Below are 19,076 nucleotides of genomic sequence, written 5' to 3' on the forward strand. Positions count from 1 at the left end.
TAACCTATTTCACCATCATATACTTCAATTCCCCACATAATTCAATATTAATAGTAAACTAACCGGATTAATTCAGCTTAAGAAGTGTGATAAATACGGCCAGGATTTTCTATATAAAAAAGTAGACCGGGAACCGTTCCCGATCTACAAGAAACCACAATCAAACCTGCAGCGATCAGTACCAAAAAGCGGCTCCCCCGATCCCCACGGCACTGCACTAACTCAATAAGCTCCCTTTCATCCATCCCCGCTCCCGAAATGGCCCGATTGGTATTTGGATCAGGGTGGTTCTGCCACCGTAATCTGTCGTGCGGCCACCCGAATCGGCAGTTCGATCCCCAGAATCAGTCCTTCCACCCTCAAATTCCAATCCATAAATCCGATCCGTCAGCGTCGTATCAAACCCAAGCAGCGGGTGTCCGCCAAATCCCAAAGCGGAAGCAGTCAAAAGCAGTCGCTGGACAAGCATGCCGGCTTCCATCTGCATGATCCTGTAGCCTCGGTATCCGAGGGTGTTTTTATAATGTTCTTTGTTAGCGACGATGTGAAGGCACAGCGGCACCTGAAGCAGATTGACGTTATCCATTGACAAACCTGATTGCAGCTGCAGGCGGTAATCCCCTGTATCGATCTGCCGCAATGAATGACGGCCGCTGTCATAGTGGTAGGCGCCATCAGGTATGCCTTCTACATTATAGAAACACCCGTATATCGAAACACGGGGTTCCACGTCGAAAGTCATTTCATCTATGTCGTTTCGGAAAGAGTGATGTGCACTTTTCAATAAAACCGACAGCTGCTCCTGGCTCACCTTCCCCATCGCAAAATCCATCTCAGGTGAATAACGGTTTTTGCACGCCGAAACAAAATCATACTCGAGCGCCCCGGCCTCAGGCAAATGGATTTCTTTTTCCCAGCCGTCAACACGCGGCAGTCTGCCCAGCCTGCTAAAATACCCGGTACAATCCAGCTTGGAAGCTTCGTTCACCGCGAGTAACATCGGAAACTCCCTGACCTTTTCCGACCATTCGAAATGTTCAGTAGTAATAGAAGGCATCTTCCGGCATAATTCTGCACTCGTGAATTCGCCTCCCATTCCCCTCCTGGTTCCGGCCCAATTCGTTACAGCCGCCGAAAGCGGGATCACAGAATAGACGTTTTCTTCTTCCTCGTTCAGTCCAAGCAGGTGGTTGACGGCTGTATCAAGAAACTGAGTATACACCCCTGACTCAAACCCAAACCGTTTGCCTGTTTCAATCAGCTGTCCAACCGCAACGCCGGCATCCAGCCCCTGCAGCCGGTAAGAAAAGTTATTATATTTGAAAAAGTTTTTCCAGAATCGGGTGGAGACAAATACCGTGCCGAAACAGGATGAGATGTCACAGCGATTGCCGAGTGCCCGTTCCACATACGAATCAAAATTCCCTTCCCTGAGTAAGTCGAGGCGATGACGGGCGGCATCATAATGGTAGATTCCCTCCGGCAGATCATCCAATTTTAAATAAAGATAAAGTTCATTCGGATACAGCGCCCCTCCGGAGGGAGCAAACCGCCGGTACGAGTGGACGGGGTAAGGCGCCTCTTCCCCGGGATCATCCCCATACACCGACTGGGTTACCGCGGTGATCCCGTAGACATACCAGAGAAAATGGCCGAGTCTTTCTAAATCAGGTTCAGACGGCGGCCGGATCCCGGTGAGGGACAGCGGTACTTCTGCAGACAATGCCACCCCCGGCAATTTCCGGTACAGCTTATAGGGGAGTGGCGCATCATCCCAGTCCGCTTCCCAGTTCGGCTGATTGGCGCGCTCGATATCAAATTGCAGATTGTGCAGAAACTCTTCCAGATTCATCCTCCTAACCTCCCGAGTATCCTAAGGAAACGGATGCGGTTTTTGATTGAGCTGTTCGAATGATAACGGCCGGTCGGCATAGCCGAGTTCCGCCGGGACGTTCAGTACCCGTTCGAGTCCTGTCAGACGGGTAAGATGATGCCCGAATGTCATCGGCAGCATGCCCGGGATCAGGACTTTCACACAGTGCAGGCCGTTCTTTTCCAGTTCCGGCGCGGTCTGGTCAACGACAATGACATCCAGGTCCCGGCTGCCCAATGCGGCAAGGAGATCCTTCAGGTCATCCGTAAGATCACCGTGGACGGACGTCCATTTGAATTCCCCCTCGAAACTCCGCAATGGCCGGCTGTCGTTCAGTAAAAATCCCAGCCGTTCTTCCGCCTGCGGCAGCCCATACAGCATGCCGTGATCATCCATCTGCCTCACCAGCGAGTCATCGTTCAGCATTTTTTCATATTTCCCCTTGTTCTTCTCCAGCTTTTCATCAAGATTCAGCATCATCCCGGCAAGCTCCTGGATCGCGCTCTTGGCCGCCCTGACAGGATCCAGATGCGCGCCAGCCGCAAGGATCAGATTCAATCCTGCATCCTTCCTGTTCTTTGCTATCGCAAAGATACTCGGGATCCCATGCTCCATCGTGGCGTTATACAAATAAAGATCATACCCCGCGACCGCCCGCATCCGCTCAATCATCAACTCCAGTTCCTCATCCCCGGCAGACAGCGGATCAAGACGCGGCAGATTGAGCTCTGCATACCAGGTCAACAGGAATGAATCCCGTTCGACGACCTCCATGATTCCGTAAAAAATTGCTTCCTCCCGGCTTCCGCCTAATGCACAGCCATTGGACGTCTCATAGACAAAACCGGCTGAGCCGCACCCTAGACTGTAATAGCTCAACAGTTCAGGGACGAGGATCGGCCGCTCTTCGATGAGAGAGTAGCCCCACACCCAGTCAATCGCCCTGTCCGGATCGAACTTCGCAAATGGAAATCCTGGCATGGCATATTGTTCATCGGTGTGCACGCCGACCTTCAAAGGATCGAGTGCCTGCCCCTTCACATTCCGGTAGCTGTCATGGACGACGGTCCGCTTGCCGCGCGGCTCCAGTCCGCAGTGGCGCTCCAGTCCTTCAAGGATGGCGGTCAGCTCGCTGTCCGAGTATACTTGAGTCCGGCCGGCCGTCCCTTCATCCCCGTCGAACATCGGCATATTGACACTCGCATCCGCAAACGGCGTCACCAGGTCATACATCTTACTGTTAAAAAGTCCCGTCCTATTATCGAGATAATCTTTTACAAGAACGTCTTTCAACCCACCCAGCGGTTTACAGCGAAAACTGCCCCTGTTGATTTTCGGGCTGGGCTGAAGGGACACACGGGCGAGTTCCGGTGTATCGTCCGGAATCCGGCTGCAGACCCCGCATAAAGAGTCGGGAACGAAGGAGTGCCACGAGCTGTTCAATGATTTCAGTTCGGTCAGACATACCCTGCCTGCCGAATGCGGCCTTTCGCCCTCAATCACCCGGCGCGCTTCTGCTGCAATGATGTGAGCCATATGCACGAGACCGGTATTTGACGCCCACGGGTCCCTCGTCATTCCGCCGGCTTCAGCCAGTTTCCCCTGCACTTCCCGCATCTCATGGCGTTCCTTCCCGCCGAGGAGACGCCGCAGATCGGCACATTGCGAGCATCCCGGTCTGTCTGGACGGACGAGCGGCCCGATGACTCCCTCCCCGAACGAAATAAATCCCCTCAGCCACGGGACTTGGGCCCCCCTCGTCACTTCTTCTGCCTGCTGATGAACGGCAGGATTCCACATATCATCCAGTGCCAGCACCAAATCCGCACGCACAGGAAATCTTTTTTTAAAATTGCTTTGCCTGAACACGGGATACCAGGCGGAAATCTGCGCACAAACCCGGTCCGCAAGCATCCCGTCCCCGACAATCACCACGAAAGAATTCATTGGGCTTCCTCCTCTCGCAGCAGCACAGCAAACACGCCTTGGAGCTCTTTTTTAAAAACGGGTTCCATCTCCAGTTCATACACCGCTGCCCGCATCCCATTCCTCTTCAAGGTTTCAATGGCTTCTTTCAAGGAATCAGGCTGGATCCCATCTTCATCGCTAGAAATCGCGATTCTCCCTGCACTTCCTTCTGCAAATACAGCAGCAACAGGTTTGGCATCAAAAGCATCGGTACCGTTCTGGGCTTGAAAAATCGCATGCTGCAGCGATTTCCTAAGTGCGGAGGTGCGCGTGAAATCTGCATTTCCATACCAGCCGTTTTTCCCGCGTACATAGACGACAGGAAATCCGGCCACGTCCTCACCCACCCCGATTTCCGGGTCTCCCTGCATCGTGGTCAGTGCCTTTAGATAAAACCTGCACCTTTCATCCTCGACCTCATCCAACTCAAGCCGGGAAATGGCACATGGTTGAACACTTTCCCTTTTTCTCAGCTCATCCGTCAGACATTTCCGGATCCCGCGTCCCACGCTTTCCGCAAACGTCGTCCCTGTGCAGGCCGCCATGTATTCACCTTTACGATAAGGAACAATCGAACGGGCCAGCCTTGAAGCGTATGCCTCTATTCCTTGCAGCCCTGCTTCCCGCCGTGCCTCTTCATGGGTCAAGCCGCTGCAGACCATCTCATCCAGCAGTTCTGCCGGGCCCCCGGACAATACATCAACCGGCCTGACACGGCACTGCGCAAGCGGCAGCTGCTTTGTATCTCCTTCCTCCCATACATGGAAAACCCCTGTCTCCTTTGACGTCAGCAGACTGAAGAAATACAGTATTTTTTCAGTATCGCTTCTTTCTGATCCCTGCTCCAGCCGGGTTTCCAGGTTCCGGACAGCTTCAGCCGCTTTATTCCCGGTCTCCAGCGGATGCGGCAAAAAGGAATGCCAGCTTCCTTCAAGCGTTTCTGTGTCCAGCAGGAAGATCCGATTTCTCTGGGTCGGTTTCGTCACTCCCGTTATCTCTTTAAACGCTTCAAAGACAATCATGTTCGCGAGCATCGCGGCCGGGATCGCCGATGGGGCAGGGCACTGTTCTTTTTTTCTAAATGCAGTGGTGTGTATGCGTCTCCATGCAAAGTTCCAGCCAGCCTCTGAATCAGGATGGATGATCGGCCCGGCGATACCTTTCTGCTGGTGGCAGATTGCCGGGACAAACAGCTTTTTATCCTCCCTGCAAATGGCCTGGAGCCGGTCCAATTCCTCAAGGTTTTCGTTTTGCGTCACATATAAAATTAAATCGAACGGCTTCAAAGTCTCCCGCCACCCGTCTTCACTGAACGCGACTCCATGCAGCTCCAGCTCCGGATCAGTTTGACGGGCATGGTCCACATGCTCGAGAATCCGTCCTCTATTCGTCGGCGCTTCATCTGTGATCAGAACCTGCAGCTTTGCCGTCCCGGATTCGATCAGAGAAGAAACGAGTGAGGTCAAAAAAGGACCGGAACCCACTGCCAGCACATTGGAATGGCGGTAGGTCTCAAATCTTGATGCACCCGAATCTGCCAAACTATCTACAAACTCGATCTGTGATGCGAACTTTTCCACGGCATGCCGGGGCAGCCCGTGCGGCAGATCCCTGCTCACATCGCGGACAAATCCATTGGAGTGCAGGACCTCCGCAATTTCCATGACCCTGTTTTTATAAGCATCCGGCAGTCCGTTCGTCATATACTCAAGCGAGTATTCCCCATTGAACATCGGCAGCAGCTTCTCTACCCACTGATCGATCCCGCTGCCTTCCATCCGGAAAGAGCACTGGTTATTCCTGAAATAAACACCCCTGTCTGGTTCAGGGAGGTAAAACGTATCTCTCTTCACTTTCAAGCGCATAGAAGGGTCCAACTTTTCCATAACGCTCCTCCTTCCCCCGCTGCTTTCAATTGTTGTAGTGACCGTCATTACTATCGTATGAAACTCAATTTGTCCCTTATGTAAAGAAAATCAGAAGCGGCTGGTTCAGTTTCTGGGAACGCTTTAGGGGGCCGGATTTCATGCGGGGATCGTGCTCTCATAAAAAAGAAAGACCCCTGCGCTGATTCATGCAGGGATCCTTTTGAACACTATATTCTACATGCTGATTAACGTCCTCAGCGACCGCATCTGCCGCAGCCACCGCAACGGCCACACCCTCCGCAGCGTCCGCATCCGCCGCAGCGGAAGCATCCTCCGCAGCCAAAACAACTGAAGAAGCAAGAGAAGCCAAACCCGAAACAGCCCCCAAATCCAAGGAAAAGCCTTTCGTCATTTGGATCATACATATGCTGATCCCAGGAAACAGGCTGTGTTACCTGGAAATCCCCTACATTTAGACCTTGAAGTTCATGGTGAAAATTATTCATCATCTTCATTACCTCCCAAATAAAATAGCCAGTGGCCCTCATCCAAGAAACATCTTTTAAGAAAAAGTTCTGTCATTAGGTGTATTCACTAGTCATATGAACACTCCCAAACAATTTATGTGATTTAGGGAGGTGTTGTTACTGATGTAAAAGCCTAATTTGGAAATTGGAGGGAGATGAAGGGCAATAAAAAGAAGCATGGACCGGATTCGCGCATGCTTCGAAATGGGATGGGTACTGCGGTTGGTGGTAATGGGGGTTGGGGTTGGGGTTGGGGTTGGGGCTGGAGGCTGAAGTCTCGTATACCCGATAATACCCTGCTGATCACTTGAACCCTTCACGACTAGGAAGGTAAAGAAAGATTCCCGCCTCTAAAACATTAATAAACACCGGAATATATAGGATCCTCTCCCTTATTGGCTGCCAGAGAAAGCACAAATCATCCCCGCTCTTCCGGCCAGGACCCTTGTTGTTTACGGATCAGCACAATTTGCCCGATATGGTAGGCGTTGTGCAACATTTGCCGGGCAAGCCTGCCAATCCGTTCCTCATCGAGCTGACTATCACTCCCCCGTGCCAATGTTTTTCGTAATTCCCCACAAATCTGGCGTGTTTCTTCGAGGACAGCGTCCCATTTCTCAGTATTCTCAGCTTCCCCGCTGCCTCCAAAAGTGTCCTCTGCCAAAACCGACTCCCATTCAAGACCTGCCGGTTCTCCGATGTCTCCAAAAGCAGCCTTGCCGCTGGATTCCTTTTTCCGTAATATTGGATCATTGAGTTGTTTAATGAGGACCGCATTGTAATAATTGAGGTGGTTCACAATTTGCCAGATCGTATTTCCTCCCCCGGGAGGCTGCCAGCTTGCATGAGTAGAATCCAAATCCTTAAGCGCAGATTCCAAAGGTAAAAACCAGGCCTCCTTGTTCCAGCAAAAATCAAATTCCATGCGAAAGATATCCATCAGTTCGAAGTTCATTTGCCAGCTCCCCCTTATTTAAAATTCACAATCAAAAAGACTTGGACAGGCCTCATAGCTAACCCGAAGCCTTGGGCCAGTGTACCCGTCCCCCCGGCTTTATCGTTTTTTCATAGAGTGATAGACCTCACCAATCAACCCTTTCATCTGGTGTAGACCTGTATCTGTATTGGTCATGATGATGAGGCCTTTTCCCAGATGAGGGTATGCAGCCACCATGGATTGGCAGCCGATTCCCCATCCCAGGGAAGAAATCTCAAGCTCTTCTTCTGCCCCATCCAAAAACACTCCCAGTCCGGCCCATTCCTTACAACCTTGAGAACGGATCATTTCGTCAGCTTTCACATCAGTTAGGCCGATCTTGCTTTGCCCCTTTAATGAACCGGTTAACTCAATGACCAATCTGGCTAAATCCTCAGGGGTTGTCCATAGTCCTGAAGCTGCCGGGTAGGGGTAGATGGAGTACCCGCCATCAATCAATTGACCATCCTTGTTGTGCCCGAAGGAAAAGTTTGTCATGCTCTCTTTAAAAATATCCGTCGGGAATGAGCTATGTTTCATCTTTAACGGGTTGAAAATCAGCTCGCTTGCTAATGTTGCAAAAGGCTTGCCCGTTACATCTTCGATAACCTGCTGTATGATGCAATAACCTGCATCTGAATAGTGAAATTCACTCCCCGGCTCGACGTTCACTTCTATCGGAGTTTTACAATAGGAGGTCTTCCCTTCCAATACCTCCACCATGGAAGGGACTGAATCTGTCAGCTTACGTTCTGGAAAACTGCCATCCGGATCCATGATCCCTGATTGATGGGAGAGTAATCGGCGCAGCGTCACTTTGGCAGAAAACCTGTGATGGGGTACCTTCCATGTCAAAAGCTGGTCATTGACATCCGCGTCCAAATCAAGAACCCCCTGATCAGCCAGGATCATAACAAGCATCCCTGTTACGAACTTACTTATCGAACAGGCATTAAACATAGTGTCAGTGTCCACAAATTTTTGGGTTCCCGTTTCACGTACACCATGAGATTCATTTGCACTCATCTGCCCGTCTTTAATGGTTGCCAAGCTTAATCCGCTGATGTGATAATGTTGCATTCGTTCTTCTATATTAATCTTGCTTAGTTTCATACAGCACCCCTATATTTCACGAATTTCAGTACCTCGTTTTAAGGAAAGCCGTTAGAAGAAAATACCGTGGCGGCCCCTTTGGCAAGCACAATTCCGCTCTGTTCTACTATTCTACAGATTCCATTCCTTTTTGGGGTTATGAACGTCCAGCCATTTATCAGCTTCATTGATCATCCAGCTTCCCATCCCCTCCAGGAATGCCAGTATCTCATCCCGGCTTTCCACCGGATTGACCGCATAATGAAGAGCTTGTTTCATCTCAGTTTCTTTCCCTGGATAATGCTTCGCGAACAGTGTATAAGCCGGGTACAAATCCCTTGTATACTTGGATTCTTTATCAATGACAAGGGCAAGGCCCGCCCGCACGATGATTTTCATGATCCATCTGCAGCAATCGACAATATCCTCCTCATCGTCATTACCGACGAGGTCCTCTTTCGCCTGGTCGATTTGTCTCTTCAGATTCACAAGATGTGCATTTCCAAGTGTGATATCGGCTTTAAATTCAGGCAGGTGTACACGTACATCTTCGCCATACACACATACACTGTGAGTCTTGATCATGAACGGTATGATAGAGAAGTGATTCGTGTTTAAAACCTCCTCAACGGAATAGAAACTAAATTCCACCCCATCTACACATCTATACTCCTCGTTTAAATAGTGTTCAGACTTCTCCACCCATCCAAGGTCCAAGTCATGAATGTTCCTTTTCGTAAGAGTGATCGTATCCAGATCTGAAACACCTTCTATCCCCAACCCGCGTGGGATAGAGCCCCTTATGTATATGCTGTGCAAGTCTTCTTTTAAATGAGTCTTGTAATGTTGGATCGTCTCTTCTATTACCTTCATAAACCCTGGATTGATGTTCTGCAGGCTGGCATCATTTAAGATGTTTCCGTTATGATCCGTCGGGCAAAAACGCCCTATTTCTTTAATGGTTGTCAAAGTACCTCTCCACCTTGCTTATTCTAAAAATCTTTCTAGTTAGAGTAGAGACCTACTCTTCATTTCCCATTTCAACACGTCCCCAAGAAAATCCACCCTCGGCCGTTCATCCTGTTCAAAGAATCGGGAAATTGACTCAGGTTCTGCCGGCAAGAGTTGAATCGACGAAAACTCCGGCGTCTCCTTTCTATCTCGCAAACTAGTTTCAAATTGTTCGTAATGAGCCAGAAATTCAGCTGAATCAATGTTCATTTTAATCAGATAGATAAGCGCAATATTACCCCAGTGTACGACATACCGGGGTTCGATATTCAATACCAGGTTTTGGTCATTCAGATCGAGCCCGACTTCTTCACTTGTTTCACGAAAGAGGCAGCCCATGATGTCGACTGTATTTTCTTTTACATCGCTGCCGTCTATCCCGCCTGCAATGAACTGTACACGTCCGGGATTGGCAGTGCGGCTGTTCATCTGGCCCAGAACAAAATGGTTGTCCCTTGTTAAGATGAGCGCGTTCGCTACAATCACACGACACTTGAATTCATCAGGCAAATCGAAATGTTTACCGTAAATAAAATGGGCAAAATCAGTCCTTTGCAAGGTCACGCGTAATTCCTTCTCCGTTTCTGTCATTTCTTTTATGGAAAATACGTCTCCTCTTTGAAATGGCCTGCATTTTTCCAGAAGGGAATTCCAATATGTGTTGATGGATTCTTTCAGAGAGTCCGGCAAAATCATGCCATCTTCTGAGACCGTGATGGCCACGTCGGCCGGTATCTTATTGAGTGTCACCTTGTTCATTGTGATCCCCCTTGAAGGTAGAGCTTTCACTCAACACCTTATCTATAAATTCCTTCTTCGCTTCTGTATATCCTTCTCGATCATCTTGAAATTCCTGCGCCAGCTTGTATTTGATAGTCGCGTATTCTTCTACAAGGTGTCGATTCTCTCTTAGTTTATCCCGAAAGATAAGATGCTTCTCCCACCGCTCTTCCCCTTCCAGCATGAGTTGAAGGTGGGCCGTCCGTTTGTCATTCTCCACCTTGACGAAAAATCTTCTCCAAGGCTGTTTATCCAATTCAGGGGGCGTAATGCCACTGGTGCAGGCGTTCTGCTATTTGGTCCACCTCTTCAAATGATGAAAAGGAAGCCATTAAGTCGATGATGGGTTTTGCGGGAAGATGAGGGATGGCTGTACTGCCGATATGCTCCACCTGCTTCACACCGAATCGTGATAGTAGATGGAACAGCTCTTCTTTTTCTTGATTTCCTTTGTCCATCCACTGAGGATCAGGGTTTTTAAGCTCTATTTTTTCGTATGCCCATACTGGAATGTCCTGTTGGTCGTCACTTTTGGCCATTGTAATTTCCTCCTTTGATTAATCTTGCTTAGTTGGAAGACCGAATCTTAAAATTGCCCCCGCCCCTGAACAACAAGTGCCTGCTTAGCGTTTTTTCTTCCACTCTGACTTACTCAATATGTAGTGATGATAACGTTCGTTTTCGATCATCTGTTTACCTCGACAGGTAAACCCGCACTTCTCAATCACCTTGTTTGATGGGACGTTGTTGATTAAAGCCACTGCGTTTAGGGTTTCTACATTTGTATGCGAAAACAGATAGTCAATCAATCCCATAGCGGCTTTCGTTGCGTACCCCTTCCCCTGGTATTCACTTGAAATGGCATACATGATTTCTCTATTCGGTTCAGGCAGCTCTTCTTTGATGCCTGTACAGCACCAACCGATCAGTTCATCCGTTTCCTTAATAAATACACCCAGTTTTAAAAAATGGTCTCCGATGTCGGTCATGTTTGCAGCTGCATCAAGGAATGCTTTGTTTGCCGGTATTTCGTAATTTGTTACCCATTCAAGTCTCTGTTCCTTGGTGGATTTCCAGTCAGGGAGGAAATGATAGATTTCAGGTTGATTTGATATTTTGTAAATATTGATTGCATCTTCGATTGAAAACTCTTGAAGATAAAGATCTTGGCAATCGATTCTGAATAACCCTTGTGGTGTTTTCTGTTTCATTGCTTTCCCCTTATAAATATTATTTTATTACCCCCTAAAATAGCATCCAGAGCAGGGGAGTGGTAACCGTCATTCAGCTCCGGTCAGTCATCCGTAAATCATTCATACTTATCAATCATAACCCCATTTTCATCGTAATAGGTGTAGTTCCGATACTCATATCCACCATCTCTTGATTCAGGCAGATCAACCCAGGTTACGCTCGGCTCGTAAGGAGGGAACGTTTGTTCCAGGGTTTCCCCGTTAATATCCACCGTCATTTTTGCAATGTCATTTTCACCATTAGTTACGAACATAATCTTTTCAAGTTCCCTGCCAGGTAAAAACATTGCAAATGCCTCTTCCTGATTGGATTCAATATGCTTCCACTCATAATTACCTTTTTCATTTTTGGCAAACTGTATATAGGATGGCTGTTGATTGGCTAGAAACCCTGCAATCCTTACATCATCAAAATCATTGATTTGTACAAGTTGAATGTCTTTTTCTTCATAACCTTCAACTGACTTGATCACTTCAATGATGGATTGCTTATCATTACCATATACCCTCGTGGATTGATACCAGGCAAAAAAAGCGGAGAGAACCACGAGTGAAGTGATCAGGATTGCTATTTTTTTCTTTTTCATATAATGATCCCCCTGTACTTGGATGGATTTCACCAACGTAAAACAGTCCACACTTTTTGTTTCAAGCAGCAATACTGCTCTGCATTCGTATCAGAAAAGGCTTCCTCTCTGTTTGAAGGGACATACGTATAGGTGATGTTTTCACTAAATTGAGAAGCGGTGAAGTCGTATCGTTTCCCACTTATGAAATTATAAAAATGCCAACCCTCGGCCAGTTTGGTCTTTTTTATTTCCCCGCCTAAAAGGTCATTGACCACCAATGCGGTCACACCACACTGTCCTTTCGCAGGGTTTTCCCTGCTCCATTTAGAACTTGACTTAACAGACCAGGATTCTGCCATAGCCTTCTTTAACTCTTCTGGTTGTATCGTCTCCTTTTTCATACACCGCCTGCTTTCTCAGCTGAATAACTAAATCCAGCTTTTGGTTTCGCCTGCAATTGATGGTCCCCCTTCTATTTATAAAAACACAAATCTGCATCATTACTTTCATGAAAATTTCTGTCTATACTCATCAATGATTGGTGAGTCAGTGGGATTAATGTTAGAAGGGATTTCATTCACATTAAAAAACTGCAATTTTTCAACTTCATTTTCTCCCTTTTTTAACACTCCCTCATACGAGTCACATATAAACGCTGTCACCACATTAAATACTTCATCCCCGTGAGGATACTTGTAGTAAAAGTCTTGTCCTGAATAGACATTGAACAACTTCAGTTTAGATGCTGTCAGGCCCGTCTCTTCAAATAACTCCCTTTTGGCCGCTTCTTCCAAGGATTCTCCCAACTCAAGGGAACCGCCAGCCAGCCCCCAGCAATGATTGTCAGTGCGGCGTTGCAGCAATAATTCATTCCTGCTGTTAACCAATATGACGCATGCCCCTGCCATAATCAGCGGGCGGCTTCCCACTATTTTTCTTAAATTCATTATGTATCCCATAAGGTCCCTCCAATACTGTGTCTATGTCGAACTGACGGATCATTTTATAGTCATTTTCATCCTTATATCCTCTATGAATTACAGCCATCTTCTTTCGCCAGCTTTATTATCTTAAAAGAATTCCTAATCTTACCATCTTCAATTATTTCAAAATATTCAAAACAAAACAATGTAAAAAAAATTAGGATGACCAAATATAGTAGGCAGTCCCGTTTTCGTGGCGGCATAAGAATCAGTATACCTTGTAGCACTGTAAACCGCAGGGTTGTTATCGTTGATTTATAAACCTTTAGATAGTAACGTTAAATCCCCCCGCACAACGACTTAACAATGAATATTGTCATCGTGCGAGTCAGGGGGGCCATTTTACGTGTTATTTGATTTTATAATCTTCCAAGAAAACTCAAGGATTTATAACATTATATGTTAAAATACACTTAAAGATTTCACCGTGGAAGGTTAGCCTAAAAAATCTATATTATATAATGTTGGATTTGAAGTCGGCGTTGATAAAAACGTTCTTTATAGACAAAAAGCAGGGTGATAAGTCAATAATCGGAATAAGTATAGCGACGAAGTGGGAATATGAAGCGACATTAGAATACTTCAGCATAAAAGATGACGAACGTTTCGGTTATCCTTATGGCGAGTATTTCATGAGAACAATGAATGATACTGAGCTTGTTTTTTATAGTACCGGTGTAAGAAAAGTAAATGGTGTTGGCGGTAATCAGTATATGATTTCTAAGTTTAATTTAACGAAAGTCATCGTTGCCGGCACATGTGCAGGAATAGATGACAGGTTCAGTAATTTGGATATTTTTGTACCCAATAAAGCCGTTCAATATGATTGCACAGTAAAAGAAATCGAGCCTTTTATTAAACAATCTTTCATTGTCGATATTGAACTATCAAAATATGGTTCTAATTTTCATACCGGAACAATTGGCACCGCTGATAAAGCAGTCGTGATGTGGAAGGACTATTTAGAGCTAAAAGAAAATAAAATAATAATTGCCGATACAGAAGCGGGTGCAATTGCTTATATCTGTAAGAAGAATGATGTTGAGTGTATCATTATTAAAGGAATATCCGATTTTCCTACAGAAGAAAGTAACTCTGCTACATTCGAATCGAATATTGAACAAATGAATGTTTATGTAGAAAACACGCCTAAAGTGATGAACAAAATATTTGGGGAGTATTTAGAGAGATTTATTTGAATCATTTTATTTAATATGCCTACATATTTAATAACGAAAGCTTGGTAATCTCCCAAACTTCAGGCCTTAGACAAACCCCACCCTCGTTGTAAGCGAAAGTGGGTTTTACTGTTATCTTAAAGATTTTCCTTCTATTTCTTGGAGGGACATGGCCCTCGCCAAGTCCAGTTTGCCAATTTCTTAAGATCCATGGCAGCGAATGTAAGCAGCCTGCATTGAAACTTTTTTAAGACCTCTTAAGGTCAACCAACGCATGCCTTGCTTTTCTTTTGCGTCCGCAAAGAGACTCGTTCACCTCACTCGTTCTTTAAGGGCTTTGTTTTACATCATGCCTTCTTAAAATGCTTCTCCTTGAACGCTATGCTCAACTCACTCCAAACATCAAACATATTCCCGTCAATATCCTCAAAAACAAAGTTCCTTCCTGCATGACCTCTGTCTTCAATCTCCCCTACTTTCATACCTTTCCGTATAAAGTCATAATGAAATTTTTCAAGAGCATCCATTCCATTCACTTCAAACGTCAGGGAAAAACGTTCATTCCCATAACTATCGATGAAGTTTAAACTTTGGTTCTCTGCTGCCTTTACAAGAAATATACTCTGATCTGCGAGATTTACTATCGCCTTATCTTTATCTATAAAACCAAGCTCGGCACCAAGCTTCTCTACATACCAATCTGCCGATTGATCGACGTTGGTTACAGGTATATAAGTTGTTCCAACTCTCCATAATTTTTCATTCATACCTAAACATCCCCCTTCCCTATTGAATGGCATCGAATAATTCTACTATCAGTTGATCGGGATTCTGCCAGGATTGAAAAATCTCGACATTCCATTTATCAGTTGATCGCTGATAACCCTGTTCTGATTCCCATTTATGCAGTTGATCATAAGCATCGAAAATCCTTTTGTTTGAACCTCTGTATATTGCTCTTGCATACTTTTGCGCAGGAATCGTGAGAGTAACCATATCTTTTGGGATATCCTCGAACTCTTCCACTTCGATGGCCACCCAGTACCCATCTTCGTCTTTATTTCTCACCTTTTTTATTTCTTTCAGACGATTCCCTATTAATCGAGATGTTTTAGGAATCTCTTCTGCATACTCTTCTCCAGCACACCAAACCCTGTATCCTACCAATTTCATCTCTTGAAGTGTTATGACTTTTTCGTCCTGTATCACTTTCACTGGCATTATGGTACCTCCCTGAAATAATTAATGAACCCATTTTTCCGCATAATAATTATTCATGAAATCCGATAAGGTTTGCAGACATTTCAATCCTTCCTCCTCGGCTTCCTTTGCTTTTTTTAATAATTGAACGGCCTTTTCTTTATTTCCTTTCTCAGCTGGTTCACCACCATGTGGGAAAGGAAACAACTCCCGAAGTTCAACCAAAGCCTTTGCTGCGGTCGTATAATGTTTCACAGCATCTGATGCGAATTTTCTTACACCCCTTTCCACAATATTCGTACCAACCCACTTGATGGTAAGGTCATGTAAGAATTTCACCGCAAATTCCCTTGCATCGGAAACAACAAGAGCATTAAATGCATTGCCATGGGGATCTGCATTTCCTTTTTCCAACACATCCACCCATGTATCATACGCTTTTAACCCAATGACATACTTATCTTCAAAGGGACCCTGCCATTCCCTTCCGTGAGCGTGATCCAGTATAGTATCCAATGCCATTCGCAGCATCTCATATTTAGAGTGTGGAAGGCTTTCTTCTATAGTGGTGGAGTACAATACACCTCTGATATCCGAGTATTCCTCATAAGTCACTTCTCCATCTCTAGAACAATCCTTAGCGAAAAATACCTTTTTAGTATCGTCATACCCGTAGATCAAACCGAATTCCGGAATGAATAAATCAAATCCGATTGCGGGTATCCCGCGATCGATGGAATCTTGAATCAATTCTAGAGTCTGTTCAACTTTATCTGGTTTTGCTGGGGCCTCTGAATCTGCCAGATTACTTGTGAAACCAAGGTTCGTTAAACTTTTCCTCATCAAATATCCACCAGGAATCGCGGTAGGGCCTGCGACATTGATCTCTTTCGAATCAATGTTTATTCGGAAGGCATGACTGGTAAGTCCCATCACATCTATGAGGTTCAAATATTTTTTATCCGTATATTTAATTGCGCCATGGATGGCTGATGCAGCAGAAGTCTTTGTTCTCAGCCAATGATTTTCATTAACTAGTTGTTTTCTTTCCAATTTTAATTCCCCCATTTAGATCTCAGGTATGGACAAAATCTTTTGTTTTCTTGCTCCCCGTTCCGCTTTTTTCTCTACGTAATCATGAATACATATACGGATCCTCTCCTTTTGGACTTTGACTTTTGCCCGGGAGATGGTATTGTACACATTGGCTTTCGAAGTATTGAAGAGCTCTGCAATTTTACGTGGAGGTAGATCGTCGAAAAAATATGCTTCAAAAAAAGCTTTTTCTCTTTTGCTCAGACACTTCAATAAAGAACAAATACCATCCACCACACTTAACCTCATCATGTACTCTTCTGGATTGTTCTCTCTGGACTTTTCTGATGCTTTGTATGAAAGAAATGATAAAACCTGATCGATATCTCCCCAATCGACGGTGGGCTCTTTGTGTTGTGTCGGTTGAGAAGACAGCGAACTCTCCATTTTGTAACTCGCAATTCTCATCTTCATATAAGCTTCATTTCTAACAATCTGCTTTAACCAGGGAGTGAACTTATTTGTATCCAGAAGGGTCCCGAGTTTAATAAATGCCCTGAATAAAGCTTCCTGGACGATATCTTCCGCCAAGAATGTATCTTTTGCTACCGAATAAGCCCAGCCATGCGCTTTGGCCCTATGCATTCTTACCAATTCATTGAATGCTTCCTGATCTCCTTTCCTTGCCTGTTCAACAAGTTTCCCTTTTTCTAATTGTTTGAAATTTTCAATATCCAAACCCTTTAATTCTCCCTCAATTAAACGGCTTTCACCCAATTCAACTAAAGTACCAGTACCTGACATATAGATTGGACTCCTTTCAACACCTCCATATATAGAGATGCATCTGAAACGGGAAATCTAACAAAATAGCATTAAATTTTTCTTCATCTTCCACTTATACCAATTATTTCAAATTCACTTTAGTTGTACAATCAATTAATAAATTTATGATGAAGGTGGGTCAATTTTTGCACTTCACCATCTATATCTAATTTCCCTAATCACCACCCCGGGATCATCCCAATGCAGCATATGAGACGTGTTCGGAATCAGTTTCACCGTTGCACCGGTTTTTTGTTCAAAAATGCCGGCGGTCAGGTTCCTGTATGGAGTTCGTGATTCAGGCAGCGCTGCCCGAAGCAGGCAAATGTCCAGGTGGCGGGGGAGTTTTTCATAAATATCCTCCGTTTCATTCTTGTGCATGCCTCTAATGATGTTACCGCCCGTTTCTCCCCTTGCGTGCCAATAATACTTCCCATCCTTTTGAAGGGCTAGATCCTTGGCTGCAGTCAACAATAACGGCGTTCTTCGGGAGTCGCCAAACACTGCTACATCCAAAAATTCTTCCCAGGTTACTGCGTATTCTTCAAAATCTTTTTCTTGAAGTGCCACCTCCTCTTCCATTGAAATGGACAATCGTCTTTTTGTTTGATACCCGCCGTCAATCAGGATTGCCCCCAGTACCTTCTCCGAGAAGTTCAATATGTAGAATAACGAAACAAAACTTCCCCACGAATGCGATAAAAAATAGAATGTATCGATTTTCAGCAAGTCTAGTATTTTATCCAGCCAACCAGCCAGCGCAGGCATTTCATAGCATTCGGCACGGGTGAATGGATCGCTTTTACCGTGACCTGGAGCATCTATGCTGATGATCCTGTACTCACCCTTCAGTTCTTCAGCTATTTCTATAAAACTGAGACCTGTACTCCCCAGCCCATGCAGGCAAAAAATCACCGGTTTATCCTCACCCCCCCATTCTGTGATCCTTACATCGATTTCTCCATCATGAATAACATACCGTTTCATAAAAACCACTCCATTCTAATTTTTCAAACACAAAAAAACCACAGAGATTACTCTGCGGTTTTAAAAAGGAAAGAAGTCCGTAGAGTAAAAAATCAATCGGCATACTAAATAAGCATAAGAACATGCTTTCATCAGCTTGCTTCAAATTGATTTTCCACTCGTTCCCAATCATAAATCAGCCTTGTGTACCAGGCCGCTTCTATGTCGGACTTCTTCACCTGCTTTTGATGTTTTTATCAATATACCACACTGTGATATGCATAACTACCAATAATTAACGGTAAACAACCACCAGCAACCCAATCGATGCCTGCAAAGCAGAGAGCGTCTCCTTTTTCTAAAAAAAGCTGAAGACCCATCACCAATCTTCAGCTTTTCTCCTACAAATCTATTTATTTTTAATAATCTTCATATCCTTTAACGGATAAAAAACAACATTCGTCGTCCCTACAACCTGATCCATAGGGACCGCCCCGATTATCCGGCTGTCCGTGCTGTTCCTTCTGTTATCCCCCATGACGAATAAATGCCCCTCGGGTACAGTGGCCTGTCCGACAGCGGTATCCTCCAGCCTAAATGACCTCGTTAACTCGCCATCTATTTGTGCTTTCTGCTCATCGAGGTATGGCTCCTTATACGCTTTTCCATTTACATACAAGGTGTCGTCCCTGTACTCGATTTTATCTCCAGGCAAACCGATCACACGCTTGATATAATCCTGTTTCTCATTTGCGTGGAACACTACAATATCGAATCTTTCCGGTTCCCCTATCTTGGATACAATCATCCGGTCCTGATCGTGTAATGTCGTATTCATCGAAGCCCCGTCAACAAGGATGGGTGTAAACAAGAAAGCCCGGACAACTAACACGATGACCAGCGCAACACCCAAAGATTTAATCCATTCAAACGTTTCATTTTTCTTTTTTGCCATTTGGTTCATCCTCTCGC

19 protein-coding genes and 2 pseudogenes are annotated in these 19,076 nt (G+C 45.4%); 1 reads left to right on the forward strand and 20 read right to left on the reverse strand.

Annotation, left to right across the window (positions count from 1 at the left end):
* Nucleotides 1-217: 217 nt before the first annotated feature.
* The 13 genes and pseudogenes from AS034_RS01235 to AS034_RS01295 form a co-directional block, all read right to left on the reverse strand.
* Nucleotides 218-1,852 carry a SagB/ThcOx family dehydrogenase gene (locus tag AS034_RS01235; RefSeq protein WP_058297175.1) on the reverse strand — a complete coding sequence of 545 codons (1,635 nt, stop codon included), beginning with the start codon at nt 1,850-1,852 and terminating at the stop codon, nt 218-220.
* Nucleotides 1,853-1,873: 21 nt separating this feature from the next.
* Complete coding sequence (locus AS034_RS01240) at nt 1,874-3,820, reverse strand: TOMM precursor leader peptide-binding protein (protein WP_058297176.1); 1,947 nt, start codon at nt 3,818-3,820, stop codon at nt 1,874-1,876.
* Nucleotides 3,817-5,727, reverse strand: coding sequence for a putative thiazole-containing bacteriocin maturation protein (locus AS034_RS01245; RefSeq protein WP_058297177.1), 1,911 nt, complete (start codon nt 5,725-5,727; stop codon nt 3,817-3,819). Before AS034_RS01245 ends, AS034_RS01240 begins: the two co-directional genes overlap by 4 nt.
* A 236-nt stretch (nt 5,728-5,963) precedes the next feature.
* Nucleotides 5,964-6,257 (reverse strand): heterocycloanthracin/sonorensin family bacteriocin, encoded by a 294-nt coding sequence (locus tag AS034_RS01250; protein WP_419184970.1) that lies wholly within the window; start codon nt 6,255-6,257, stop codon nt 5,964-5,966.
* 397 nt (nt 6,258-6,654) lie between these two features.
* Entirely contained in the window at nt 6,655-7,191 is a 537-nt protein-coding gene (locus tag AS034_RS01255) for a DinB family protein (RefSeq protein ID WP_058297179.1), read from the reverse strand.
* 99 nt (nt 7,192-7,290) lie between these two features.
* Nucleotides 7,291-8,325 carry a serine hydrolase domain-containing protein gene (locus AS034_RS01260; RefSeq protein WP_058297180.1) on the reverse strand — a complete coding sequence of 345 codons (1,035 nt, stop codon included), beginning with the start codon at nt 8,323-8,325 and terminating at the stop codon, nt 7,291-7,293.
* A gap of 111 nt (nt 8,326-8,436) precedes the next feature.
* On the reverse strand, nt 8,437-9,273 hold the full coding sequence (locus AS034_RS01265) for a hypothetical protein (protein WP_058297181.1): 837 nt from the start codon (nt 9,271-9,273) through the stop codon (nt 8,437-8,439).
* A gap of 39 nt (nt 9,274-9,312) precedes the next feature.
* Nucleotides 9,313-10,074, reverse strand: a complete 762-nt coding sequence (locus AS034_RS01270) for an NUDIX hydrolase (protein WP_058297182.1) — start codon at nt 10,072-10,074, stop codon at nt 9,313-9,315.
* A pseudogene (locus tag AS034_RS01275) lies at nt 10,052-10,634 on the reverse strand (GrpB family protein). The gene AS034_RS01270 and the pseudogene AS034_RS01275 overlap by 23 nt, the downstream one beginning before the upstream one ends.
* Before the next feature lie 84 nt (nt 10,635-10,718).
* Nucleotides 10,719-11,306 carry a GNAT family N-acetyltransferase gene (locus tag AS034_RS01280; RefSeq protein ID WP_058297183.1) on the reverse strand — a complete coding sequence of 196 codons (588 nt, stop codon included), beginning with the start codon at nt 11,304-11,306 and terminating at the stop codon, nt 10,719-10,721.
* A 98-nt stretch (nt 11,307-11,404) separates the two neighbouring features.
* Nucleotides 11,405-11,935 (reverse strand): hypothetical protein, encoded by a 531-nt coding sequence (locus AS034_RS01285; RefSeq protein WP_058297184.1) that lies wholly within the window; start codon nt 11,933-11,935, stop codon nt 11,405-11,407.
* A gap of 29 nt (nt 11,936-11,964) precedes the next feature.
* Complete coding sequence (locus AS034_RS01290) at nt 11,965-12,318, reverse strand: YunG family protein (RefSeq protein ID WP_058297185.1); 354 nt, start codon at nt 12,316-12,318, stop codon at nt 11,965-11,967.
* Between the two features lie 105 nt (nt 12,319-12,423).
* On the reverse strand, nt 12,424-12,876 hold the full coding sequence (locus AS034_RS01295) for an NUDIX hydrolase (RefSeq protein ID WP_058297186.1): 453 nt from the start codon (nt 12,874-12,876) through the stop codon (nt 12,424-12,426).
* A gap of 551 nt (nt 12,877-13,427) precedes the next feature.
* On the opposite strand from AS034_RS01295, the gene AS034_RS01300 reads away from it, so the two are divergent.
* A complete protein-coding gene (locus AS034_RS01300) occupies nt 13,428-14,099 on the forward strand; it encodes a 5'-methylthioadenosine/S-adenosylhomocysteine nucleosidase family protein (protein ID WP_058298055.1) in 672 nt (223 codons plus the stop codon).
* Nucleotides 14,100-14,230: 131 nt separating this feature from the next.
* On the opposite strand, the pseudogene AS034_RS22600 reads toward AS034_RS01300, so the two are convergent.
* The 7 genes and pseudogenes from AS034_RS22600 to lepB all read right to left on the reverse strand — a co-directional run.
* Nucleotides 14,231-14,384, reverse strand: a pseudogene (locus AS034_RS22600) (transposase); the annotation flags it as partial.
* 41 nt (nt 14,385-14,425) lie between these two features.
* Complete coding sequence (locus tag AS034_RS01305; protein ID WP_058297187.1) at nt 14,426-14,845, reverse strand: VOC family protein; 420 nt, start codon at nt 14,843-14,845, stop codon at nt 14,426-14,428.
* A gap of 19 nt (nt 14,846-14,864) precedes the next feature.
* Nucleotides 14,865-15,299, reverse strand: a complete 435-nt coding sequence (locus tag AS034_RS01310) for a GyrI-like domain-containing protein (protein ID WP_058297188.1) — start codon at nt 15,297-15,299, stop codon at nt 14,865-14,867.
* 21 nt (nt 15,300-15,320) lie between these two features.
* Nucleotides 15,321-16,331, reverse strand: coding sequence for a hypothetical protein (locus tag AS034_RS01315; protein WP_244888118.1), 1,011 nt, complete (start codon nt 16,329-16,331; stop codon nt 15,321-15,323).
* A gap of 15 nt (nt 16,332-16,346) precedes the next feature.
* Nucleotides 16,347-17,117: an RNA polymerase sigma factor gene (locus tag AS034_RS01320; RefSeq protein ID WP_058297190.1), complete on the reverse strand. Its 771-nt coding sequence runs from the start codon at nt 17,115-17,117 to the stop codon at nt 16,347-16,349.
* A 174-nt stretch (nt 17,118-17,291) separates the two neighbouring features.
* A complete protein-coding gene (locus AS034_RS01325; protein ID WP_058297191.1) occupies nt 17,292-18,125 on the reverse strand; it encodes an alpha/beta fold hydrolase in 834 nt (277 codons plus the stop codon).
* A 388-nt stretch (nt 18,126-18,513) separates the two neighbouring features.
* The gene (gene lepB / locus AS034_RS01330) at nt 18,514-19,059 is read right to left on the reverse strand and encodes a signal peptidase I (RefSeq protein ID WP_058297192.1); all 546 of its coding nucleotides are present in this window, start codon (nt 19,057-19,059) and stop codon (nt 18,514-18,516) included.
* Nucleotides 19,060-19,076 lie beyond the last annotated feature (17 nt).

It is taken from the genome of [Bacillus] enclensis, assembly GCF_001456935.1.
GTDB classification, from domain to species: domain Bacteria; phylum Bacillota; class Bacilli; order Bacillales; family Bacillaceae_B; genus Rossellomorea; species Rossellomorea enclensis.

What these genes read in the sequence shown, in the direction of transcription:
- AS034_RS01235 (WP_058297175.1), bottom strand. Translation starts at nt 1,852, where the DNA reads ATGAATCTGGAAGAGTTTCTGCACAATCTGCAATTTGATATCGAGCGC.
- AS034_RS01240 (WP_058297176.1), bottom strand. Translation starts at nt 3,820, where the DNA reads ATGAATTCTTTCGTGGTGATTGTCGGGGACGGGATGCTTGCGGACCGG.
- AS034_RS01245 (WP_058297177.1), bottom strand. Translation starts at nt 5,727, where the DNA reads ATGGAAAAGTTGGACCCTTCTATGCGCTTGAAAGTGAAGAGAGATACG.
- AS034_RS01250 (WP_419184970.1), bottom strand. Translation starts at nt 6,257, where the DNA reads ATGAGGGCCACTGGCTATTTTATTTGGGAGGTAATGAAGATGATGAAT.
- AS034_RS01255 (WP_058297179.1), bottom strand. Translation starts at nt 7,191, where the DNA reads ATGAACTTCGAACTGATGGATATCTTTCGCATGGAATTTGATTTTTGC.
- AS034_RS01260 (WP_058297180.1), bottom strand. Translation starts at nt 8,325, where the DNA reads ATGAAACTAAGCAAGATTAATATAGAAGAACGAATGCAACATTATCAC.
- AS034_RS01270 (WP_058297182.1), bottom strand. Translation starts at nt 10,074, where the DNA reads ATGAACAAGGTGACACTCAATAAGATACCGGCCGACGTGGCCATCACG.
- AS034_RS01280 (WP_058297183.1), bottom strand. Translation starts at nt 11,306, where the DNA reads ATGAAACAGAAAACACCACAAGGGTTATTCAGAATCGATTGCCAAGAT.
- AS034_RS01285 (WP_058297184.1), bottom strand. Translation starts at nt 11,935, where the DNA reads ATGAAAAAGAAAAAAATAGCAATCCTGATCACTTCACTCGTGGTTCTC.
- AS034_RS01290 (WP_058297185.1), bottom strand. Translation starts at nt 12,318, where the DNA reads ATGAAAAAGGAGACGATACAACCAGAAGAGTTAAAGAAGGCTATGGCA.
- AS034_RS01295 (WP_058297186.1), bottom strand. Translation starts at nt 12,876, where the DNA reads ATGGGATACATAATGAATTTAAGAAAAATAGTGGGAAGCCGCCCGCTG.
- AS034_RS01305 (WP_058297187.1), bottom strand. Translation starts at nt 14,845, where the DNA reads ATGAATGAAAAATTATGGAGAGTTGGAACAACTTATATACCTGTAACC.
- AS034_RS01310 (WP_058297188.1), bottom strand. Translation starts at nt 15,299, where the DNA reads ATGCCAGTGAAAGTGATACAGGACGAAAAAGTCATAACACTTCAAGAG.
- AS034_RS01320 (WP_058297190.1), bottom strand. Translation starts at nt 17,117, where the DNA reads ATGTCAGGTACTGGTACTTTAGTTGAATTGGGTGAAAGCCGTTTAATT.
- AS034_RS01325 (WP_058297191.1), bottom strand. Translation starts at nt 18,125, where the DNA reads ATGAAACGGTATGTTATTCATGATGGAGAAATCGATGTAAGGATCACA.
- lepB (WP_058297192.1), bottom strand. Translation starts at nt 19,059, where the DNA reads ATGGCAAAAAAGAAAAATGAAACGTTTGAATGGATTAAATCTTTGGGT.